A 21,791-nucleotide genomic window follows, 5' to 3' on the forward strand; every position below is an offset into this window, starting at 1 on the left:
AGAAGTCAGAAGTCAGAAGTCAGAAGTCAGAAGTCAGAAGTCAGAAGTCAGAAGTCAGAAGTCAGAAGTCAGAAGTCAGAAGTCAGAAGTCAGAATTAAAAATGTAATCAATCGGGGATTTAGAAGATATTTGTCAAGTCTGAAAGTATACTAAAAACCCCGCTTACATTCCTCTCCCGTTTCGGCTACAGTGTACACACAAATTGAAAAATCTGCTTCAGATTAGCTTTAATTTGGTAGGGTGCGTTATGGACTTTAGTCCTAACGTACCGAAAATCTCTGACGGTAGGTTACACTGATGCGATAACACACCCTAACAAAACTGGAAAACGCTCAAGTGGTGGCGACAAATTTTATCTATCAAGAGAAAAATTTAAGATTTGCACTGTTGTGTCAGCTTCTTGCAGGGTACGGGAGTTCAGTCGTACCAAATCAGTAGGAGTCAAATCTCTAACTTAAGAGCTACTTTCTGCAATCTTTTAAGATATACCCAAGATAGATGTAATAGTATCTAATATGTGCTAATTACTCAATACTACCAACTGAAGGATTGAAAATTAGTATTTTTCTACATAAATCTAAAATTAAAAATTGGTAACACTGATGGTTAGGAGTGTTAGAGTTTCAAGAAATTCACCGAAACTTTTCAGCGGGTATTCATGCTGAAGAAACTACAGAAAAAGCAAATTTCGATAATTGCAGGTGCAGCACTGTTTGCCTTTTTAACTGGGGCAATGGTATCAGCACCTGAGATTGGCAAGTCTCTGGGGAAATGGCTCAAACTGAGTCAGAATCAAGCAGAGCAAAAATCAGATGGTAGTGTTGCTCAATCAGCCGTCTTTGGGCTGATATCGCAATCGCTGCCAGAACGGGCGGCAAAACTAGCAACGATCGCTCAAGAATCGCGATCGCCAGATCGGAATCGCGCTCGTTATCTTTTGGCGAGTGATTATATTGAAAGAACCCAAGGGCAAAAAGCTCTGGTTTTACTCCAAGGACTAGAGAAAGACTATCCCATCCTCGCGCCCTACATTTTGCTCAAACAAGCCCAAGCAGAGGATATGTTGGGCGAGGACGGCAAAGCTTCGGATCTCAGGCAAAGGGTGCTGAAACTGTATCCCAAAGAACCGGCCGCAGTGAAAGCGCTATATCTGATTGCTCAACCAAAGCAACAAGAAACTGCGATCGCTCAATTTGCTTCCAATCCTCTAACTTGGGAAATTATCCGCAAACGCTTGCAAGAAAATCCCAATCAGCCACAATTACAATTGATTTTGGCTAAGTATGCCTACGATCAACCAGGTATAGTCGGTGTTTTGGATCAGCTAGTAAAACAGACTACCCTCAAACCTGAAGACTGGGAACTCATTGGTACTAGCTATTGGGAAAATAGTCAATTTCCCAAAGCGGCCAATGCTTACGCCCAAGCACCCAAAACATCGCGCAACCTCTACCGTACTGCACGGGGCTTACAGGTGGGAGGCAAAGATAAAGAAAAAGCGATCGCTACCTATCAACAATTAGTGCAGCAATTTCCCAATAGTGAGGAAACTGGGACGGCACTACTGCGGTTAGCAGAAACTGCAAAAACATCTAAAGACGGCTTACTGTATCTTGACCAGGTAATTAGTAAATTTCCCAAACAAGCTGGTACTGCACTGGCACAAAAAGCCAAAACTCTCCAAACTCTTAAGGATCAAAAGTCAGCTAGCGCGGTGTGGCAATTACTCATAGGTAAATACGGTAACTCTGACGAAGCAGCAGAATACCGTTGGAAAACCGCCCAAGATAAAGCCAAAGCCAAAGATTACGTCGGTGCTTGGCAATGGGCAGAACCAATCGTCACTAATAACCCCAATAGTATTTTGGCTCCAAGAGCAGGCTTTTGGGTAGGTAAATGGGCAGCTTCACTGGGGAAACAGCAAGAATCTAAAACTGCTTATGAATATGTGATTAGCCAGTTTCCCTACTCTTACTATGCATGGCGAGCCGCGACAATGTTGGGGCTAAATGTCGGCAACTTTGACAACGTGCGCGTCATGAACCCGGAAGTAATCGCACCCCAGCGTCCATTACCGCCTGCTGGTTCTGAAACTTTCAAAGAATTGTATCTGTTGGGTCAAAACCGCGATGCCTGGTTACAATGGCAAACAGAATTTCAAAACAAAATTCAGCCAACGGTAGCAGAGCAATTTACTGAAGGGTTGATGCGGCAGGCTAAGGGAGAAAATCTCATCGGAATTGATGAAATTTCTAAATTAGAAGACCGAGAAATACCAGCCGAACTTGCCCAATATCAGACTCTGAGTAAACAAATCACCTACTGGCAAGCACGTTATCCATTTCCCTATCAGCGAGAGATTGAAAAGTGGTCTATTGACCGTAAACTTAATCCTTTGCTAGTAACTGCTTTGATGCGTCAAGAGTCACGGTTTGAACCAAAAATCAAATCTGTCGCTGAAGCTACTGGTTTAATGCAGCTGTTACCGAGTACAGCTAAATGGATCGCGCCACAAATCAAGGTGGATTTCAAAACAATCAACTTAGAAAATCCCAACGATAACATCATGCTGGGTACATGGTACTTGGGTCATACCCACGATCAATATAACAATAACTCCTTGCTGGCGATCGCTAGTTACAATGCTGGTCCCGGTAATGTCTCCAAATGGTTGCAAACTCTAACTACAAAAGATCCAGATGAGTTTGTTGAAGAAATTCCCTTTGATGAAACCAAAAACTATGTGCGGCAAGTATTTGGCAACTACTGGAATTATCTAAGGCTTTACAACCCTGAAATTTCTGGCATCGTAACAAAGTACTCGACTACACACCCACAATTACCGGCGCGATAATCTTAGAAAGTTATGAGTTGTGAGTGTTGAGTTCAAGCAATTTTTTAATTCAAAGTTCACAACTCATAGTGATATCTGTTTAACTAATTACTAATAGGTATTACCTTCAATGCTGTTATTACAGCCATAAATGCTGGTACATTCAAGCAGGGCATAGGTAATAGCAAAGGCTGGTCAAAAGCATCACTTTTACCCAGGTTTATGATGTGCCATTATTGACAGTTGAAGCTCGTAAATAACTTTTCATCTGCTGGCAACAGTGTTATAAAACACAATTTTTGGAGAGGCGATCGCTAATAGCTTGAGTTGATTACACCTGTGGCGTTAATATATCTTAATGTATTCAGTATTGCTTTTTTAGCGCCCCAATGGAGTTAACCTCAAAAGAATTTAAGTCAGAACTGATATTAGAAGTCCAAGCCTGCCTGCAATTAGCAGTTCCTTTGGTAATTACTCAAATATTAGAAGCGGGCATTCCTTTATTAGATGGGGTAATGATGGGCTTACTTAACAGCCAAGCTTTAGCTGCGGGTGCTTTAGGCGCTGTCACCTTTTCTACCTTAGCTTCCGTTTGTCGTTCTGTTCTTTCAGCCGTGGGTGTGAGTGTCGCCAATGCTTTTGGTGCAGGAAAGATAGACCCAGTGAGCCGTGCTACCGGTCAAGGAATTTGGTTAGCCGTGACGATGTGCTTACCTGTGATGTTTATCATTTGGCACTTTGACTATATCCTGCTGCTAACTGGTCAAGAAGAAAGCAATGTATTATTAGCTCAAACATATTTGCGGTCTATTGTTTGGGGTTTTCCGGCTGCACTCGGTTTTTGTATCTTAAAAGAAGTTAGCTCTGCCCTGAATCGTCCCCAATTCTTAACAGTAATTACGGTAGCTGGACTATTATTAAATGCGGTTACTAATTACGTGCTAATGTTCGGTAAATTTGGTTTACCAGCCTTTGGTTTAGCCGGTATCGGTTGGGGAAGCACACTCATTTTTTGGCTAAATTTTATCGCTGCCGCCAGTTGGATTTACTTTGATAACTACTTTAAAGACTATCAGCTTGATTGTGCTTTGCATCAGTTTGATAAAGATATGTTTATAGATATCTTCCAAACTGGGTGGTTTTTGGGGTTGCAATATGGAGCAGAAATTGGAGTATTCACTGTCACTGCTTTACTGATGGGGTGGTTTGGGACAGAGACATTAGCAGCACATGAAATTACCGTCGAGACAGAAAGTTTTGTCGAAACAGTGTCTATAGGTATTTCCTATGCCGTCACGATGAGAGTAGGACAGTTGAGGGGACAAAACGATCTCAAGGGTGCAAGCACAGCGGGATTAGTCTGCATTGCGCTTGTTACTCCTTTTGTAAGTATTGTGGCACTAATTTTTTGGCTGTTTCCCAACTATATTGTGGCAATGTATTTGGATATCAGTAATCTAGATAATATCGAGATAGTTAAAACGGCAACTTCTTTCCTCGCTGCGGGGGCAATAGTCCAAATATTTTATTCTATTCAGACTATTGCTGCTGGTGCTTTAATTGGGTTGAAAGATACCAAAGTACCAGTGTTAATTACTATGTTCGCTTACTGGGGAGTAGGTCTAGGTGGTGGCTATCTGATGGCATTCACTTTCGCCTGGGGTGCTATAGGTTTATGGTTGGGTTTAGTACTAGGGCTACTTATGGGTGCAGTGCTTTTAACTGGGCGTTTTTATCTTTTGACTTCTGAGATTGAGTCTGGTTGACTAAAGAGGTAGAGGGGCAAGGGGAAGAAAACAAGGGGAAAGACTTATTGCAAGTTCTCATATCATGTCCGCTTGATTACTTATCAAACCCGAAGAACCTCACCCCGCCAAAGCTACGCTTTGTCTCCCCTCCCCGCAAGCGGGGAGCAGGGTGGTTTCATACAAAGAAAGAAAAAACCTTTTGGATTTGATTGGCTAAAGCACGTTGAGCTTGAGGGATAGTACGAAAACCGAGAAATCTGGCAAGAGTGATGAAAAAATTATGTAAGATTGCCCAGTTAACTGGTGCATTGCCACCTCGTCGCAGTGGAAAGTCTTCTGAAAAGGTAACATCACGAACCCAATGGAGTCGGTTTTCAATTCCCCAATGTTTCTGGGTGTCGGTTAAAGCATCTTTAGCCGAGACGATCTGACTACAAATATAGAACTGACGCTCTTGAAATGATTGACAATCACGGATACCAGAACGTTCAACTTGGACAAAGGTTTTAAGTCCAGCCCATTGACTTTGTAATTTTTCTGGAGCCGCGAATACCTGACAACAACGCAAAACCTTGCGATCGTGAGTATAGTCTTCTATTGTATTACTGCTCAAAGGTTCCTGGGTCTGTGACTGAGTTTGAGCCATTTTAGAGAGTGTCGGTTGATTTTCTTTTAATCCAATCAGGTAATCATTGCCACTATTGATGATTAGCGATACAGTTTTTTTTGGCAGTGTAAAGCATCAAGGGTAAAAACGACTTGTTGACCACAAAACTCAGAGATTAATTGTTTTACGATCGCTACTTCACTAATTTTTTTGTTGGACATTGGTTGCATCCTGAGTACAATGCCCCGCTCATGACTATAAACTGATACTGTATTGATAAAGTTTTGGTAGGACTGACTGTAATCTATAACTGTGCAGCGAATGCCTTTACCGTCAATTGCCAATCTTTCTCCTGGTATCGGTGGAATAAAAACTGATGCCCAATTATTAAATAAGTCAGTGAATGGCTGAAAATCTACTGTTTTCAGTACCCGTCGGAAGGTTGAATAGGATGGAAACTTAATTGTCTCCTCTAGGTTTAACAGTTGAATTAAGCTTTGTCTGTGTACTTTGGTAAAATCTTCCAGTGGTCGGTAGCCCCAATACCCAGTCATTGCTCCCAGCAATATGAGCAATAATACTAACCATAATTCATGTCTTCGTCCCCGGATATGCCTATAGTCTGGGACTTGCTGCAATTGTTCGACGAGATTCATACTTGTTAGTTATCCATTTTTCTCCACCCTCTACAAATCATTATTATTTTTCTCTCGTTGTATGAAACCACCCTGCCTCCCCGCAAGCGGGGAGGGGATTAAGGGGTGGGGTGCAATGACTGTGGGAATCATAACTAATTATGCGGACATGATATTACTCATGTTTCCTTGTTCCGTCCCCTTGTCTCCCCTGCCCTGACAGGTGTAGGTTTGTTGCACAGCGATCAAAAAATAAAGTATAGAAGTAACTGGAATAGGTAACTCAAATGCTGAAAAATGAGTACCTCAAACAGTGGTCGTGCATAGTATCAACAATGCCCACTTCTGATTACTGTTGAGAAGGTCTAAGTCTATCCCGCCAAGATGGTTGTGGCGATGAAGAACCTGAAGAACCAGAACTATTTGAAGGAGGCAACTCTCGCCGACTTCTTCTAGGCGGCGGTGAATCAGATTCTACTCTTCTGGAGCGTCGCCGTGGAGTAGATGATTCTGAGGAGGAGTTACTAGAAGTTGATTCGCTGCGATCGCGTCTTCTCCGTCTTGGGGTATAATCGCTCGATTGCTGTTCTTCTTGAGAATATCTTCTTCTGCTTCTACGTCTGTGAGATGAACCACTTTCCTCAGAATTAGAATTTCTAGCTCTTTCCCCTTCTGAGTCATCATCATCTTTAGAGGCAATAGAACGATTCAGCATTTGTTTGGGCTTGATAGACTGGGCTTTGATAGTGCCTTTGCGACCGTCTAACTTGGGTCGTTTGGGAAACTTTTCTACAGGCATTCCCTCTACCGCTTTTTCCATAAATTCGTGCCAGGTGTAAGCGGCACTACTACTACTGCCATCAGTGGGGTGGTTGTCATCGTTACCTAGCCATACCCCTGTCACCATCTGAGGAATGTAGCCAATAAACCATAAATCACGGGCTTCGTCGGAGGTGCCGGTTTTGCCTGCAACTGGTCTATTATCTAATTGGGCAGCACCACCAGTTCCCGCTTCGACGACGTTGCGTAGCATCCAAGTCATGATGGCGGCACTGTCAGTATCAAGGGCCCGTTTTGACTTGAAATTAGCTGACCAGATGACTTTGCCTTGGCGGTTGAGGATGCGAGTAATACCATGAGGCTCTGCGTGCAATCCCTGAGTTGCAAAACTGCCATAAGCGCTGGTCAACTCTAGCAGATTGACTTCATTTGAGCCGAGTGCTAAAGAGTAGGTGGGCTTGAGTTCAGATGTTATCCCCATCTCATGGGCAAGTTTAATCGTTGGTATAAATCCCACATCAATCAACACCTTGACCGCAATAATATTAACAGAGCGGGTGAGGGCATCTCGGATGTTCATTGAACCGTGGAAGTTTTCACTATAGTTTTTCGGTTCATAGCCGTCTACGACAAAGGGCGCATCCTCGTAGCTATCGTAAGGGCTTTTACCGGTAGCGATCGCAGTTGCATATACAAACCCTTTAAATGTCGATCCTGGCTGCCGTTGTGCCTGGGTAACTCGATTAAACTGATTTTTACCAAAGTCTTTTCCCCCAACCATTGCCTTAATTTCACCGTTGCGGGGGTCAATGGCCACCATTGCCGCTTGCTTAAAGTTTTCCCAGCGTCCTTGATTTCGCAATGTTTTCGCAACTGCCTCTTCTGCCACCTTCTGCCAACTTGGGTTCAGCGTGGTTTCTACTACTAGACCCCCACTTTTTAGCACATTAGGAGAAACATACTTGGGCAATTCTTTTTGGATGTAGCTGGTAAAGTAGGGTGATTCTACTTGGACTCGCTTGGGTGAACTACTTTTGAGGGTTAATGGCTCCTGAACAGCTACTTGCCTTTGCTCTGGTGTAATTACTTTATCTTCTTGCATCCGTAGCAATACCAAGTCCCGCCGCCGTTTTGCCGCTTCGGGATTTTTGTCTGGGGCGTATAAGCTAGGAGCAGGAGCTAATCCAGCAATCGTTGCCATTTGCGCGAGGGAAAGTTGGTCTGGCGACTTACTAAAGTATACCCAGGCGGCATCTGCCACACCATAAGCTCCAGATCCCAAATAAACCAGATTTAGGTAACGCTCTAGAATCTGATCTTTGGTTAATTCTTGCTCCATTTTTTGGGCTAGGCGGACTTCTTTGAGTTTGCGCCAGATTGTCTGCTCTTGTTTCAAAAATAGAATCCGCGTTAACTGTTGGGTGATGGTGCTACCACCTTCTACCACACCTTGCGATCGCAAATTATTCAAACCCGCTCTGACAATCCCTTGCGGATCGACTCCGTTGTGTTGCCTAAATCTTCTATCTTCTGAGGCGATGAAAGCTTTTTTTAAATTATCTGGTATTTGTTCTAGCTTTAGCTGTTCTCTGGTCGCTTCACCTTGTTGTTGTAATATAGCGCCATCAGCAGCTTTAATGGTCAGTGTTTGCTCTCGAAACACAGCATTCAACTCGGACTTATCTGGCAAAGTCCGATCTATTGAATTGATGCCGTAGATCAGGGCAACTATCCCACCACCAACACCCAAACCCGCCCAAAACCAGATGCGGCGATAGAGCGGTCTAGCGCCAGTTGCCCGATTGACCCTCATCTTAGATGGTAAAATTTTCATTTTGCTCAGTAACTGCCTCGTCTGCGCCAGATGTGCTGGTGGTAAGCTATCATTCGTTCCTCCTTGTCCAAAGTCACTCAAATTAGTTGGTCTTCGCTTGAACCAGGAGGTAAGCTTCCCCACGTCAGTTCCTCGCTCAAAGTAGTAAGCAATTATATAACCACCATCAATCAACTTTGGGGTTATAGCACTACCACTGTGTTAGTATAATATCCTATAAATAATTAACTGAATTCACTATAAAATAATGTTTTTTAAATTTGGTTAATTTAGTTTTATAAAAAATGCTGCAATTTTAATAACTACTGCGAATATAAAAGCTATTGACAAGTATCCGCAAAGACAGCCCGAAAACGGCTTATGTCAGGAAAGTATAATGTCTACACCGGGCTACGACGAAGCAGAGCTAAGACGAAGCGCCGTTGCTCTTGGTAGTAATATCGGCGATTCCCAGACAATTTTAGAAGCAGCTATAAAGACTTTAGCCCAAACGCCAGGTATTGTTTTAGAAGCCAGATCCCATTGGTATCAAACCAAAGCTGTTGGGCCACCACAGCCAGATTACCTCAACGGCTGCGTCACATTGCAGGTAGAAATACTCCCCCAGCAGTTATTAGAAATTTTGTTAGGAATTGAACAACAATTTGGGCGCGTACGTCAGGAACGCTGGGGGCCACGAATTCTAGATTTGGATTTGTTATTATATGATGACATTACTTTGGATACACCAAATCTCCAGATTCCCCATCCACGAATGCGGGATCGGGCCTTTGTGTTAGTCCCACTGGCAGAAATTGCCCCAGATTGGATAGAACCAGTTTCCGGGTGTGTTATTAAAGAGCTGCTGAAAAAGGTAGACTGTTCTGATGTACATTTATGGATGGACTATTAAAATTCCCATCCTTAAAAGTAGAAGAACACTGATTTTGCCTCTGTATTCACAGATAATCAGATTTTATTATGCCATTAGGTAGAGAATTACCACAACTGCTGAGACAACGCCTGTTTCATAAAGGACGCAAGTTTGATTTTGAAGTTAATCGCTTGCGTTTGCCGAATAAATCGGAAGGAGAATGGGAATGTATTCGTCACCCTGGTGGTGCCCTAGCTGTACCAGTGACAGCGGAAGGTAAACTTATACTGGTACGCCAGTACCGTTTTGCAATTCAGGGACGGATATTAGAATTTCCGGCGGGGACAGTGGAAGTAAATGAAGAGCCTTTAGAAACAATACAGCGTGAAATTGCCGAAGAAACTGGCTATAGTGCCCAAAAATGGGACAAATTAGGCGAATTTTTCCTAGCTCCTGGCTATTCTGATGAAATCATCTATGCTTTTCTGGCGCGAGATTTAGAAAAGCTGGAGACACCACCACCACAAGATGGAGACGAGGATATCGAAACTGTGTTTATGACTCCTGAAGAATTAGAAAAAGCTATTCTGGAGGGAGAACCGGTAGATGCTAAATCAGTTTCTAGCTTTTTTCTGGCGCGTCCGTTTTTAGCTTAAGTACCCTTATGCTACTAGAGTTAGCGATTGCAGATGCCTACGGTGCAGGCTTTGAATATGCAGACAAAATGATCGTTAACAATGATTTGAGTCGATACGTGGAACATCCACGTTTTCGACTATATATAGAGCGATAAATCGCTCACTACGAACAAAAGTTTTATTATCTACTTAGCGCTTCTTATTCAAATGAGAAGGAGGATTGCTGTTACAAAGCTAAATCAAAAACCTGTTGCGCGGTTAGGTTAAGTTTGGGAAAGGTGGGGGAGATAATCACATCACTACCCCTGAATAGCTTTTTTATATATTCTCCATCAATTAGTTCGCACACAAAAAGAGCAGGTTGTTTGGGGTTCCCAGTAAAATCACGTCCTCCTAACCCTGCATAATCTACAATCCAGTATTCCGCGATGCCCATCTCTTTTCTTCTCTACGAGAGGCTGCGCCAACGAGACGCTACGCGAACATAATCCCCGAACTTGTCATAATAATCGTCACGCCAATTACTGCTCACAACTTCTACTATTAATTTAACGGAAGTTGAGTTTTGAATAACTGATTCACTTTCCCAACGTGTTTCAGTATCAATAGTTTCTTGGTTCAGAACAATGATATCCGGTTCGTAACCTGACTGATGGCGATTAGGTTTAACTATCGATTCTCTAGGAATAAACCAAATATCGCCTTTAGCTGTCTCTCTAATAGTTATAAGTAGTTTTTCAATTAGGGAACCTGTTAATTTGGAATGTTTGCCTCTAGAGTTTAGGCATTTCAAAAATTACCCCATTATGTAATTCGTAGCGCAATTGTGAGGTTTCTGGATACCATTCGATAAATTCATCGAAAGTAAATGTTTTTGGTTCGGCTTGTATTTGGTTCATAAGGTTTAGTAGTTATCCTTGCTTTGAGCGATGAATCGCTCACTACGAACTAAGATTTTATTTTATGTTTAATTATGCCTACTGGTCTGTCAAACCCATTTTGACAGTTAGAGAGACGCGAGAAATCGCCGTCTCTACAGAAAATTTATTCATAAATTATTTCTTGACAGACTACTACCTACTTAATCTAGAAATCTCGCTTTTAAAAAGGCTGATATCGCACTGAAAAATTAAAGCCGTTATCTTGCAGTGAACTACCGCGATCGCTTGTACCAATTAATGGTATACCATAGTCTGCACGCAATACCAAACCGTTAAAAGGTTGCCAGTTCAAGCCCAACCCCAAGCTGGCAATGGTTTGTGGGTCGGCATTAATACCACGATTATTCCAAGCTGTACCGATGTCAAAAAATGGGATTAGCTGTAAGGTTTCTACATTTGATGCCACGGGAATCCGAACTTCCACACCTCCAACTACCCCATTGTCAGCAACAATTTGATTTTGACCATAACCGCGCACTGTATCAACTCCTCCAATGCTAATTTTTTCCAAGGAAAGTAAGGAATCAGGTGTAAGTTGAGTGTTAACTTTGGCTAGCATCAAGATGCGGGGAGATAGTCGTTGTACCCATTGAAATTGTCCCACCCAAGAGAAAAAACGCCCATCAGTACCACTATCGTTAACGGTTGCGTCAATTGCATCAATCCCAAAACTAAATTGCGATCGCGCCGCTAAAACACTGTTAGCATTACGTTGTAACCAATCTTGGGAAAAGCGGATTACCGTAACTCTTGATTCCCCATCTTCGGGGCCTTCGGTAAAGGAGAAGGGGATATCATTGAGTATGTAGGTTTGACTGCGCCGTAAATCGAATGCTAACGAGAGAGCAAATTCTCTGTTTGGCGTGTAGATTAGCGGTTGACGGACGTTAAAAGAAAGGGTTTCGGCTTCGCTGCGGATATTTAAGTCACGAAATTCACTTTCAATAATGCGGCTAGCGCTGTTGCTGTAGCGGACACCAATGGTTCCATCTAAGGCGTTGAAGGGAATAGAATAATTGATATCGTAAATGTCTAAACCTTCGCTACCACCATATTCAGCACTAAATTTATCCCCAAATCCTAATAAATTATCATGAGCAAGAAAAACACTTCCTTGTTCTGAGCCTACGCTAGTTGATTGGTTATTTGCAAAGGTAACTCCAAGGTGGAAGGCTGGCGATTCGGTAATTGTCACCTGTAAAATATTATTTCCGGGAGTGCTACCTGCGGTTAACTCAGCATTAACTCGTTGAATCACGGGGTCAAGTTGTAATAATTGTAGCGCTTGTTCGAGGCTTTTTTGATTTAAAGGCTTACCTGCAAGCCGTTCAATCCGGGAACGCACATATCCAGGCTGCAATCTTTGTAACCCTAAAATGGAAATTCCTTCGAGTTCGCCTTCCACAACTTGAATTTGCACGACACCGCTAGCGACATTTTGATTGTTGGAAATAAATGCACCACTGGTGATATAGCCATTATCAACATAGAGTTGAGTGATTTGCGATCGCAGTTGCAATAACTGCTCAAATGTGATGTTTTTATTTTCTAAAGGCTGTTTTAACTTGATGATTTCATCTTCTAAAACAGAATAGCCTGTGACTTGAATTTCTTTAACAAAGAACTTTTCACCGCTAGGAAAGATGGTATCGGGTAGATTTTTCTGTGGGGGTGATGGGAGTATGGGGACAGTTGGTGTCGGTGGTGTAGGCGGAAGAGTTGGTGTCGGTGATGGTTGGGGTAGAATTTCTTCGACTTTCCCTGGTGTATCGGGAGGAATTGTGACTCCTGATGGGGGTGTCGATTGTGCAAATACTGCAATTGGAGTGATGTTGATGCAGGTAAGCAATATGAAAAAAAGCTTTTGAAACCGAAAGTATGAACTCATTGTTTATATATGATATGTAAAATTTGTAAAATAATTTTTGCCAGTTACAATAGGGTATCTGAGAGGAGAAAATACCCAGACATCCGACTTCTGTTTAATAATTAATCAAGCAGACATGATGTTATATCATGTCCTGATTAATAATTAATCAAGCAGACATGATATTAGTAGATTCTCTAAAATTGTGTTCCCAGGCTGAAGTCTGGAACAGGATATTCTTATTTAATTAAAATACCATAATAGTTTTCTTGATGATTGCATAAAAGTGCAAATCATCAAGAAACGATTTGGAAATATCTAAGATTATTGATGGTCGCCTCCATGACCATAAAAAGTTATCCCATAGGTGCTGCAAAGATCGGACTGACGCATGACATCATAAGTACCATCGCTATAAATAGCTTTGACATCATAGGTACAATGATTACTATTATTGCCAAAGATAACGGTGTCAGATGAACCGTTAACAATATCTGAATTGAGAATATTACTACCCCAATATTTAGATTTTGTTGAGGATACATATAATTGAGTGATTTCTAACTCATTGTTGTTGTAAACTAAAAAATCGCGCTCGTCTGCAAGAGCATTTTGGCTGGTTAATGGTACTATTGGTAATGTCAAAGCTGTTGTTAAAAGTGTGTTGCGAAATAGTTTGGAAAACATAATAAACCTCTCAATCTGAGTGAAAAAAAATTACAAGATTTTTATCAGCAACGGTTAATCAATGATGGTTTTGGTTGTTTTTCGATTCATTAACCGTTTCTTTAATACTCAGATTAAGGGATATGACTAAGTAATGCATTCACCATTTATGCACATATAGTTGCATGATTTGGATGGTGCGATCGCATGATGGTGCATCCCATTTTGCAGAAAACTGTGTATGCGATTTTTCCGATATGTGCAATATTTATTTTCAACAACTTCGACTCAAGATTAATTGCCCATTGGGTAATCGATACAATCCTTGTGGTTCAATTATTGGGTCGCCTTTTTTCCAAGGACGTGGTGTTGGCTCAATACTACGTACATCACCAGTTGTGTAGGCTGAAGTCAACACATTTCCTGGAGTATAGCGTAAAGCACCAGAACCTGTAATGGTAAAAGAGTTTTCTTGTCGCTTGATGCCGCGTGAAATGCAGCTATTGGCAATGAGTGCGTTGGTATCGATGACATTTGGTGATAATCCGGTGAAGCTGTTTTGAATAGAACTGTTATCGGGTGTATTGATATTTGTTACACCGGAAACGCCTAATTCCGAACTGGCGGTAATATCACTTTTTTCGGTTAGTTTTGGACGCGATTCAATACCGAAGATACCTTGCGAGTTGATTTGGATGTTTCCACCACTTCCTGTAAAAGCATTAGCGCTGATATCGCTATTTTCTTCGGGAACTGCAACGATAAATCTTGAGTTGATATTAATATTACCGCCATTGCCACCTAATTTTTCTGTACCTGCGCTGGTGGAAATTTGGCTGTTGTGACGGAGTAAGAGTAAATCGCTGTTGATGTTGATATTACCACCGTTACCGGATGCAGTTTTGGCGGTGAGTCCGCTTTGGTTGTCTAAGGTAATTTTGGGTGAGTTGATTTCGATATTGCCACCCTTACCGACACCTCCGGCTCCCACCAGGCTAAGGATGCCAGCATTAGCAAGGTCAACAGCATTTTTTGCACCCACCGTCACATTCCCCTGTAAATTCCGGTGAAGGTATTGCAAAGCGCCCGACAGCGCTATATGCTGCAGTAAGATTATTACTTCCTACTCCATCGAAGGAAATTGTATTTCCGGCTTCAATAGTGATACTTCCTGCATTACCTTGTCCAAAGGTTACAGCCTGTATTACAAAACCATTGCTGACAAAAACAGAGTCATCAGCATTTATTTGAATATTTCCGGCGCTACCTTTTCCAAGAGTGCTTGTAGCTATTTGAGCGCCATTACCAAGAGAAAGCGATCGCGCTCTAATATTGATATTAGCCCCATTTCCTACTGCATTACCTTGTCCAAAGGTTAAAGCCTGTATTACAGAACCATTGCTGACAAAAACAGAGTCATCAGCATTTATTTGAATATTTCCGGCGCTACCTTTTCCAAGAGTGCTTGTAGCTATTTGAGCGCCATTACCAAGAGAAAGCGATCGCGCTCTAATATTGATATTAGCCCCATTTCCTATACCTAAAGAATCAACAGCACCAAGTACTCCACTGTTAGTTCCTGAAAATGAAACTTTGTCTTTTGCCAAGATAATGACATTCCCTGCATTTCCCTGTCCAAAAATTGAGGCAGAAAGTAGAGCACCATCAGTGAGGGAGAGGGAACTACCTCTGATGTTGATACCTCCACTGTTGCCTACACCTCCCGTTCCCACATTACTGAAGATGTCACCACCTACAAGGTCAACAGCATTTTTTGCATCCACTGTCACATTCCCTGCATTCCCCTGTCCATAAGTTGAGGCAGAAAGTCGAGCGTCATCACTTAGAGAGAAGTCACCAGAATCGATGGTAATATTACCTCCATTGCCTTTTGAATTCTCACTCACAAGATTGCGAATCTTACTCCCGGAGTCAGCAACTTTGATTTCCCCCGTAGCATTAAGCGTAATATCCCCCGCAGTCGCCTCTGGTTGACCCAAACCTTCAGCGATACCAGCATTCAGCAGACTCCCTCCCAAAATATTTATGTTGCGGGCATTAATTGCAATATCACCGCCACCAGCAGCTTCTACATACACACGCGCTTCATTGGTCAATGATACATCTGCACGAGTCACATTAAGAGGAAATTTCAAGCTGAGATTATCGCCATCAAAAAGAAGATTGACATTTCCAGGTGCTGCTAACCCTCCTAACTCAACTCTCCCACCATAAGCATTTAACTCGCCGCCATCCATACCAACATTACCGCCCACTAGCAGCAAACTTTTACCATCTGCTACTCGTAAACCATATACATTAAACCCTGCTGGGTCTGTTCCGGCTCGTGCAATTGAGTTATTTTGAATTCCTGCACCTTGATTAAGCTGATTAAACCACAACGCCGAAGGTTGAATCGTCAACAATGGTGCTGCTTTGGGATTGGTGGCACTGAAAATACCCTGATTGCCAAACTGCACTCCATTGGCTGTTGTCCCGACAAAACTCCCCTGCATATCTAACCGCGCATTCTGCCCAAATAAAATTCCGTTGGGATTAATCAAAAACAAATTTGCTGCACCATCAACTCCCAATGTCCCGAAAATATTCGATGCATTCCCACCTGTTACCCGCGTCAATATATTTTCTATACCAGTGGGATTACCAAAATATAGTCGTTGCCCATTTTCGATATTAAATTCGCTGAAACTATGAAAAAGATTGCTGCCGCGTATTGCACCACCGTCAATTTTGTCGCCTAGTACGCCATTAATTATAAGATTTTGCTTAAGTTGAGAAGCTTCTGCACCCAGAGTTTTATCGGGTGTGATTTGTGCATAGGCTGGCGAAGCTTGGCTGAATGCAGTGGATATTAGGCATAAAGAAAGAATACTTTTAATACTGGCTTTTTGAGGATTATGTGCTTGATCCATAAATAATTTACCTTGGATAAATTAGAATAAAATCCACAATCAGGTAAATAGCAAGGTAATGCATTTACCTTTTATGCAAATATAATTGCATGATTCTGTATAGTGCGATCGCACTATTTATGCTTACATATAATGCATCTAAAATGCGCTAAATGCCTGTATATACCGTTAGTCCGAGGCTAAGATAACTAAGTCTAACCCAAAATCAAGTATTTTAAGTTTTGTCTATTTAGCTTGCACTTCCAGTCATTAAATGCAAGAAAAATTGCATAAAACTGCACACTTTCCCAAAACTCAGTTTTCGATTACTATTTCTGGTAAGTTAAAAATAAAATTCATATAAGTATTTCCTCTATCAATTGATTGTGAAAAAAATTGTATAAAAAATAATTTTTCTTAAACCAAATACCAGATCCAAAGATTGCTGAATTAAAATATGAAATCCCCAAAAAAATATCTAAAACTCTTACTTTTTATGTCTTTGCGACTTTATACAAGACTAATTCATCTCTTCACCCAGCAATACCAAAAACTAAATCGCCATCGATTGATAAAAGTATTATTTTTGGCAAGTCTCGTAATTTGTTTATTGTTTGGACAAGTTGTATCTGCACAAACTCCAAATGTCATTGCACTAATTGAACAAGGAATTAAAGACTATAATGCCAGAGATTTTGTTAATGCCATAAAAAATTGGCAAGAGGCATTAAATCAGGATAAAAATAATCCGTCAGTTACAGCAGTTGTGAATGAAAATTTGGCGCGTGCTTACCAACAAATAGGAGAAAGCAAAGCAGCAATTACATCCCTTTCGGCAGCAATTAATGACTATAATACGGTGAATAATATCCAGCAAGTTGGACGTATGAAGTCAGAACTTGCCCAAGTTTACAGCAATTTGGGACAACCTCGTAAAGCGATCGCACTTTTGTGTGGCAAACTAGTAGATAAGTCGAAAAGCTCCGAAAATCAACCAAGTCAGGAAGAAAAATGCACTCCAGAAAGTGCTGAACAAATCGCCACCAAATACAACGACAAACGCGGTCATATTGCGGCTTTGGGTATTCTCGGTGAAGCATATCGCTTAATCGGAAGTTACGACCAAGCAATTAAGCATTTAGACACAGCGCAACAAGTTGCTCCCGAATCTAAATTTTTAGTGTTTAATAGTTTAGGTAATGCTTACAAAAGTCGTGGTCAATTGCGAGAATTACAAGCCGATTCGGCAAAGAAGGCTGGTATTTTTAGTAAAGAAAAAGAATTTACTCAAAATTCACAAAAAGACTACGACAAAGCCTATCAATATTTTCAAGATAGTATAAAACTCGCCCGCAACGAAAAACAACCTTTAGCAGAGATGCGGGGATTATTAAATTTTATTCAGTTGGCTTCCCAGACAAATAAGAGCAAATTTATTAATGATGAGGAGTTTAACAAAGCCCTTAAGGATGCTTTAAAAGTTCTCGAAGGTTTGTCTGATTCCGCCACAAAAGTCTATGGCGCAATTGATTTAGCTTACTTGCAGCGCGATGCTCAAGGAACTTCACCCTTTACCTACTGTCCAACTCAGCTGGTTTTATCTGGGGACAACGAAGCATTAAATTTGCTCGAAAACTCAGTATTAACAAGTAAAAAGTTACAAGATAATCGTCTAATTTCTTATTCTAATGGTGCTTTGGGCCATTTCTGGGAATGTAGCCCAGATAATGAAAAAGCATTAAATAATCAAAAAACATTAAATAATCAAAAAGCATTAAAATATACCCAAGCTGCTATCATCGCAGCAGACAGCAAATTGAGTGCAAAAGATAGCTTGTATTTGTGGGAGTGGCAAGCTGGACGGATTTTAGACGAACAAAAGCGAAAAGAAGAAGCGATCGCATCTTATCAACGAGCATTTGATACCTTAGAAGATATCCGCCAGGATATTTTGACCGCCGAACGAGATGTACAGTTTGACTTCCGCGATGTTGTTCGACCACTATACCGGACATTGGCACAGTCGCGGCTCGATTTGCTAGGAGTTGGGGCAATTGCAGACGAAGGACGTGGGAAGGAACTATCGAAAGTAGTTAACACCATCGATGCGTTGAAACTCGCAGAATTACAGAATTATTTTGGCAATGATTGCATTTTAAGTGGGTTGAATCCCAAACAGGTGGGCGAACTCCTTGAAGATAATAGCGTGACGTTTAAGAAGACTGGGTTTTTGAGTTCAATAATTTTAGATGGCAAAACCGGGATATTATTGCAGTTACCCAATCAGGCAACTAAATTTAAGTGGATTGAAGACCCCAATCAACAAGGTGAGAAAATAGTTAGCAGTGAAACCCTACAGAAAAAAATTGCCGAGTTTCGCATCGGACTAGTTAAAAGAGAAGAAATTAACTACGATACAACAATTGCAGCACAGCTTTATGATTGGATGATTCGCCCCTTTGCTGAGGATATCAACCCAGAGAAAGTCAAAACTCTGGTATTTATTCAGGATGGGTTTTTGCGTAGCGTTCCAATGGCGGCACTTTATGACAGCAAACTCAACAAATATTTAGTTGAAACCTACGCAGTTGCAACAACTCCCAGTTTACGACTAACCACACCTAAACTACGCGATCGCAGTACGCAAAAGGCGTTAATTTTGGGTTTGACAAAACAAGCCACTATCGACGGCAAGACTTTTGAACAACTTTTTGCGGTTCCCGATGAAATCAGTGCAGTTGAAAGTATATTCCCCAATCATACCCCCCTGATTGACGATAATTTTCTCCCCGAAAGTTTTCAAGACAAACTTGATAAAACCACATATCCGATTGTTCACATAGCTAGTCACGCTCAATTTGGCATCATTCCTGAAGACACCTTCATTGTCACAGGGAAAAACCAAAAACTTACCATCAGCCAATTAGAAAACTCACTGCGAAACCTCAACAGCAAATCAGATAGCGTCGAACTACTTACACTTACTGCCTGTGAAACCGCAGTTGGCGATGACCGTGCCACACTAGGATTAGCTGGAGTTGCATTGCAAGTTGGGGTTAAAAGTGCGATCGCATCTTTGTGGAGTGTTACCGATCAATCGACATCCGAACTAGTGAAAACATTTTACACCAACTATCGCAACACTGGCATGAGTATTGCAGAGGCTTTGCAAACGGCTCAAATCAGAATGATTCATGCTAAGAAATTACCGCCATCTGAAGGTGTCAATATCATGTACGATCATCCTGCATATTGGGCACCAATGGTTGCGATCGGTAATTGGCTTTGAAAAAGATCCCCAGTACCGCAAGGCGGAAGTCAAAAGTCAAAAGTCAAAAGAATTGTATTCCAAGCTCTTGCGCCATTTGGGTATGTTTAATTTACGCAGTGCTGTACTAGTAGTTCGCTAAGGGAACTTGGCTGGGTAAAGAGGAAAGGTGTTTTATCCCTATAGTTGCACAAAATCCATTCTGAATTCTGGCGACTGACGCCTTTATTCTGTTTCCATAAATTACCATAGGAACGCATAGTTATGCGTCCCTAAAGCAAATTGCTGTAAACCTTTAGAAGGTGAAAGTTGTTCTCAGCGTACCGATAATTGCATCATCGTTATTGCTGTTTTGACCAGGAGAGGTCAACCAGATTACACCAGGGGTGATTGAGATGTTATCTGACACGCGATATTTGTAAAAGCCTTCAAAGTGATAAGGTATATCATTACCAGTACCAGCAAAAACTCCTCCTCGGTTACGGGCATAAGGTTCTGCACCAGCAAAAATACCTAAAACGTTACCCTTTTTACCAAGGTCAGGTAAGGCTACCCCAAGACCGTAGCTCCAAGCTTCATAATCATCATCAGCACCAACGCCTGTGACATCGTGGTAAGAAATGAAGCCACTAATTGACAGTTTGTCACTGGGTCTGAAAGCTGCCGACACACCATAGGAATTACTGGAAGATGGGTTTAGGAGGGTGTTAGCTTGATTAGTACCTACGACGCGGATAGTGCCTGGATTACCACTACCTCCATCAAATAAACCGATACTTCCAGCACCATTATAACCGTGAACGTAGGTAGCACCTATAGAGAAGCGATCGCCAACACTAAAGTTCAACTGTCCCAGAGCTGCATAGTTACCCTCTAACAAACCTTGATTTGGCCCAGGATCATTAGCATTTGACGCCAAGTAGCCTATAGTCAATGAAGGTTTGAAAAAACTGCCACCGCTACCTAAGGGTAAAGTTAATGCTGCACCTGCACCACCACCAATGCGATAAATCGGACTTTCAGAAGCAAAGGTAGACAAGGCACCATTTCCACCATCAAAATCCTCAAAGTAAGGATTATTAGTGGGCACATAATCGCTATGAATACCTCCGGTGCCCGCAAAGTAAGCTTGAACTGGGCCTATGGGTACGTAATACGCCAGCCAGTCGATAATCACACCGTTGTTACCAGTGCTGCCGATTTGAAATGTTTGTGTGCCTTCAGTAGTATTGATCGCAACACCATCATTTCCTACTTGTGTAAAGGCTAGTGCATTACCGGCTGCAAGACGGGTGTGTAAAAGGTCTTTACCCGTGAAACTGGTTTGCAAGTCTAAACGTATCCGATCTTGGAAGACAGTATTATTTACACCGCCAGTATTATTGCCAAAAATATCACTAACAGCAAAAATAGCTTCACCCACCAATTTTGTGGTAGTGGAAAACTGATTGGCTTCTAGTTCAGCAGTCCGTGCTTCTAGAGAATCGACTCGACCGCGTAGAGTTGCCAGTTCTGCCGAGAATTCCTCTTGCAAACGCTGGAGAGTCGCCAAATCCTGTTTTGTCACCAAGTCAGCAGTTGCTGTTGCAATCAGTTCATTAACTCGATCTAAACAAGCATTCAAACCTGCGGCAAACTCATAACGAGTCAGTGCCCGATTGCCACGGTAAGTGCTATTGGGGTATCCTGCAATACAACCGTAGCGTTCAACCAAGGATTGCAAAGCTTGGAATGCCCAATCAGTCGGCTGTACATCAGAAAATTGAGAAACTGATGTGACTTGAGAGAGTGAATTCTGATTTTTGGCTTCGTTGGTGTAGCGATTAACCTCTTCTAAAACCTTATTTTCATCAGTCTTTTGGGCAACCAATTGCTGATTAACTTTTGGTTGCTCTGTTTTAATGAATCTTGAAGCATTAGCAGCTATTCGTGCTTCTGTCTGAGCAGCTATTGGCTTTGTATCTTCAAAATAACTTGCTACTTCAGCAGCCATAGCCCTAGCGGAAACCAATACCGTCACTCCCAAAACTACTGGACTTAGTACCAGAGTTTTCCACAATAGATGAGACATTTTTATTTTCCCTTCCCAAAAAATAACCAAAATCAGTTGGTTCAAGAAAAAGAGAACAAGTGATTATTCTACTTGTGGGAAATCTTATCAGATTGCTGTTACCTAAGCTATATATCTAAGAAAATTTTTACAGAGAA

At 41.7% G+C, this 21,791-nt stretch carries 10 protein-coding genes and 3 pseudogenes; 6 read left to right on the forward strand and 7 right to left on the reverse strand.

The genetic code is table 11. The features are described 5' to 3' along the window. The first annotated feature begins 659 nt into the window (after positions 1 to 659). Together V7L12_RS31500 and V7L12_RS31505 are read left to right on the forward strand one after the other, a co-directional pair. Positions 660 to 2,855: a lytic transglycosylase domain-containing protein gene (locus V7L12_RS31500; protein WP_335090438.1), complete on the forward strand. Its 2,196-nt coding sequence runs from the start codon at positions 660 to 662 to the stop codon at positions 2,853 to 2,855. A gap of 368 nt (positions 2,856 to 3,223) precedes the next feature. Then, entirely contained in the window at positions 3,224 to 4,600 is a 1,377-nt protein-coding gene (locus V7L12_RS31505) for an MATE family efflux transporter (protein WP_335090440.1), read from the forward strand. A gap of 157 nt (positions 4,601 to 4,757) precedes the next feature. Here the strand turns inward: V7L12_RS31505 and V7L12_RS33440 are convergent. Both V7L12_RS33440 and V7L12_RS31520 read right to left on the reverse strand, forming a co-directional pair. After that, positions 4,758 to 5,845: pseudogene (locus V7L12_RS33440) on the reverse strand (ISAs1 family transposase). A 328-nt stretch (positions 5,846 to 6,173) separates the two neighbouring features. Next, entirely contained in the window at positions 6,174 to 8,561 is a 2,388-nt protein-coding gene (locus tag V7L12_RS31520) for a transglycosylase domain-containing protein (RefSeq protein ID WP_335090444.1), read from the reverse strand. Between the two features lie 253 nt (positions 8,562 to 8,814). On the opposite strand from V7L12_RS31520, the gene folK reads away from it, so the two are divergent. From folK to V7L12_RS31535, 3 genes are all read left to right on the forward strand, one after another. Continuing rightward, positions 8,815 to 9,330 (forward strand): 2-amino-4-hydroxy-6-hydroxymethyldihydropteridine diphosphokinase, encoded by a 516-nt coding sequence (gene folK, locus V7L12_RS31525; protein WP_335090446.1) that lies wholly within the window; start codon positions 8,815 to 8,817, stop codon positions 9,328 to 9,330. A gap of 68 nt (positions 9,331 to 9,398) precedes the next feature. After that, entirely contained in the window at positions 9,399 to 9,947 is a 549-nt protein-coding gene (locus V7L12_RS31530) for an NUDIX hydrolase (protein WP_335090448.1), read from the forward strand. Positions 9,948 to 9,955: 8 nt separating this feature from the next. After that, positions 9,956 to 10,084 carry a hypothetical protein gene (locus V7L12_RS31535; protein ID WP_335090450.1) on the forward strand — a complete coding sequence of 43 codons (129 nt, stop codon included), beginning with the start codon at positions 9,956 to 9,958 and terminating at the stop codon, positions 10,082 to 10,084. A gap of 71 nt (positions 10,085 to 10,155) precedes the next feature. Here the strand turns inward: V7L12_RS31535 and V7L12_RS31540 are convergent. The 4 genes and pseudogenes from V7L12_RS31540 to V7L12_RS31560 all read right to left on the reverse strand — a co-directional run. Continuing rightward, positions 10,156 to 10,828, reverse strand: a pseudogene (locus tag V7L12_RS31540) (Uma2 family endonuclease). A 202-nt stretch (positions 10,829 to 11,030) separates the two neighbouring features. Further along, the gene (locus V7L12_RS31545; protein ID WP_335090452.1) at positions 11,031 to 12,758 is read right to left on the reverse strand and encodes a ShlB/FhaC/HecB family hemolysin secretion/activation protein; all 1,728 of its coding nucleotides are present in this window, start codon (positions 12,756 to 12,758) and stop codon (positions 11,031 to 11,033) included. 303 nt (positions 12,759 to 13,061) lie between these two features. Beyond that, positions 13,062 to 13,424 (reverse strand): hypothetical protein, encoded by a 363-nt coding sequence (locus V7L12_RS31550; protein WP_335090454.1) that lies wholly within the window; start codon positions 13,422 to 13,424, stop codon positions 13,062 to 13,064. A gap of 253 nt (positions 13,425 to 13,677) precedes the next feature. Then, positions 13,678 to 16,336, reverse strand: a pseudogene (locus V7L12_RS31560) (hypothetical protein); the annotation flags it as partial. 565 nt (positions 16,337 to 16,901) lie between these two features. Between V7L12_RS31560 and V7L12_RS31565 the strand changes: the two are divergent. Beyond that, a complete protein-coding gene (locus tag V7L12_RS31565) occupies positions 16,902 to 19,604 on the forward strand; it encodes a CHAT domain-containing protein (protein WP_335090459.1) in 2,703 nt (900 codons plus the stop codon). A gap of 274 nt (positions 19,605 to 19,878) precedes the next feature. On the opposite strand, the gene V7L12_RS31570 is transcribed toward V7L12_RS31565, so the two are convergent. Beyond that, positions 19,879 to 21,654 carry an iron uptake porin gene (locus V7L12_RS31570; RefSeq protein ID WP_335090462.1) on the reverse strand — a complete coding sequence of 592 codons (1,776 nt, stop codon included), beginning with the start codon at positions 21,652 to 21,654 and terminating at the stop codon, positions 19,879 to 19,881. Positions 21,655 to 21,791: the final 137 nt, after the last annotated feature.

Source organism: Nostoc sp. (genome assembly GCF_036918245.1).
GTDB lineage: Bacteria > Cyanobacteriota > Cyanobacteriia > Cyanobacteriales > Nostocaceae > Nostoc.

Excerpts from the sequence above, each read along its gene's own strand:
- V7L12_RS31500 (WP_335090438.1), top strand. The coding sequence starts at position 660 with ATGCTGAAGAAACTACAGAAAAAGCAAATTTCGATAATTGCAGGTGCA.
- V7L12_RS31505 (WP_335090440.1), top strand. The coding sequence starts at position 3,224 with ATGGAGTTAACCTCAAAAGAATTTAAGTCAGAACTGATATTAGAAGTC.
- V7L12_RS31570 (WP_335090462.1), bottom strand. The coding sequence starts at position 21,654 with ATGTCTCATCTATTGTGGAAAACTCTGGTACTAAGTCCAGTAGTTTTG.
- V7L12_RS31550 (WP_335090454.1), bottom strand. The coding sequence starts at position 13,424 with ATGTTTTCCAAACTATTTCGCAACACACTTTTAACAACAGCTTTGACA.
- V7L12_RS31545 (WP_335090452.1), bottom strand. The coding sequence starts at position 12,758 with ATGAGTTCATACTTTCGGTTTCAAAAGCTTTTTTTCATATTGCTTACC.
- V7L12_RS31535 (WP_335090450.1), top strand. The coding sequence starts at position 9,956 with ATGCTACTAGAGTTAGCGATTGCAGATGCCTACGGTGCAGGCTTTGAA.
- V7L12_RS31530 (WP_335090448.1), top strand. The coding sequence starts at position 9,399 with ATGCCATTAGGTAGAGAATTACCACAACTGCTGAGACAACGCCTGTTT.
- folK (WP_335090446.1), top strand. The coding sequence starts at position 8,815 with ATGTCTACACCGGGCTACGACGAAGCAGAGCTAAGACGAAGCGCCGTT.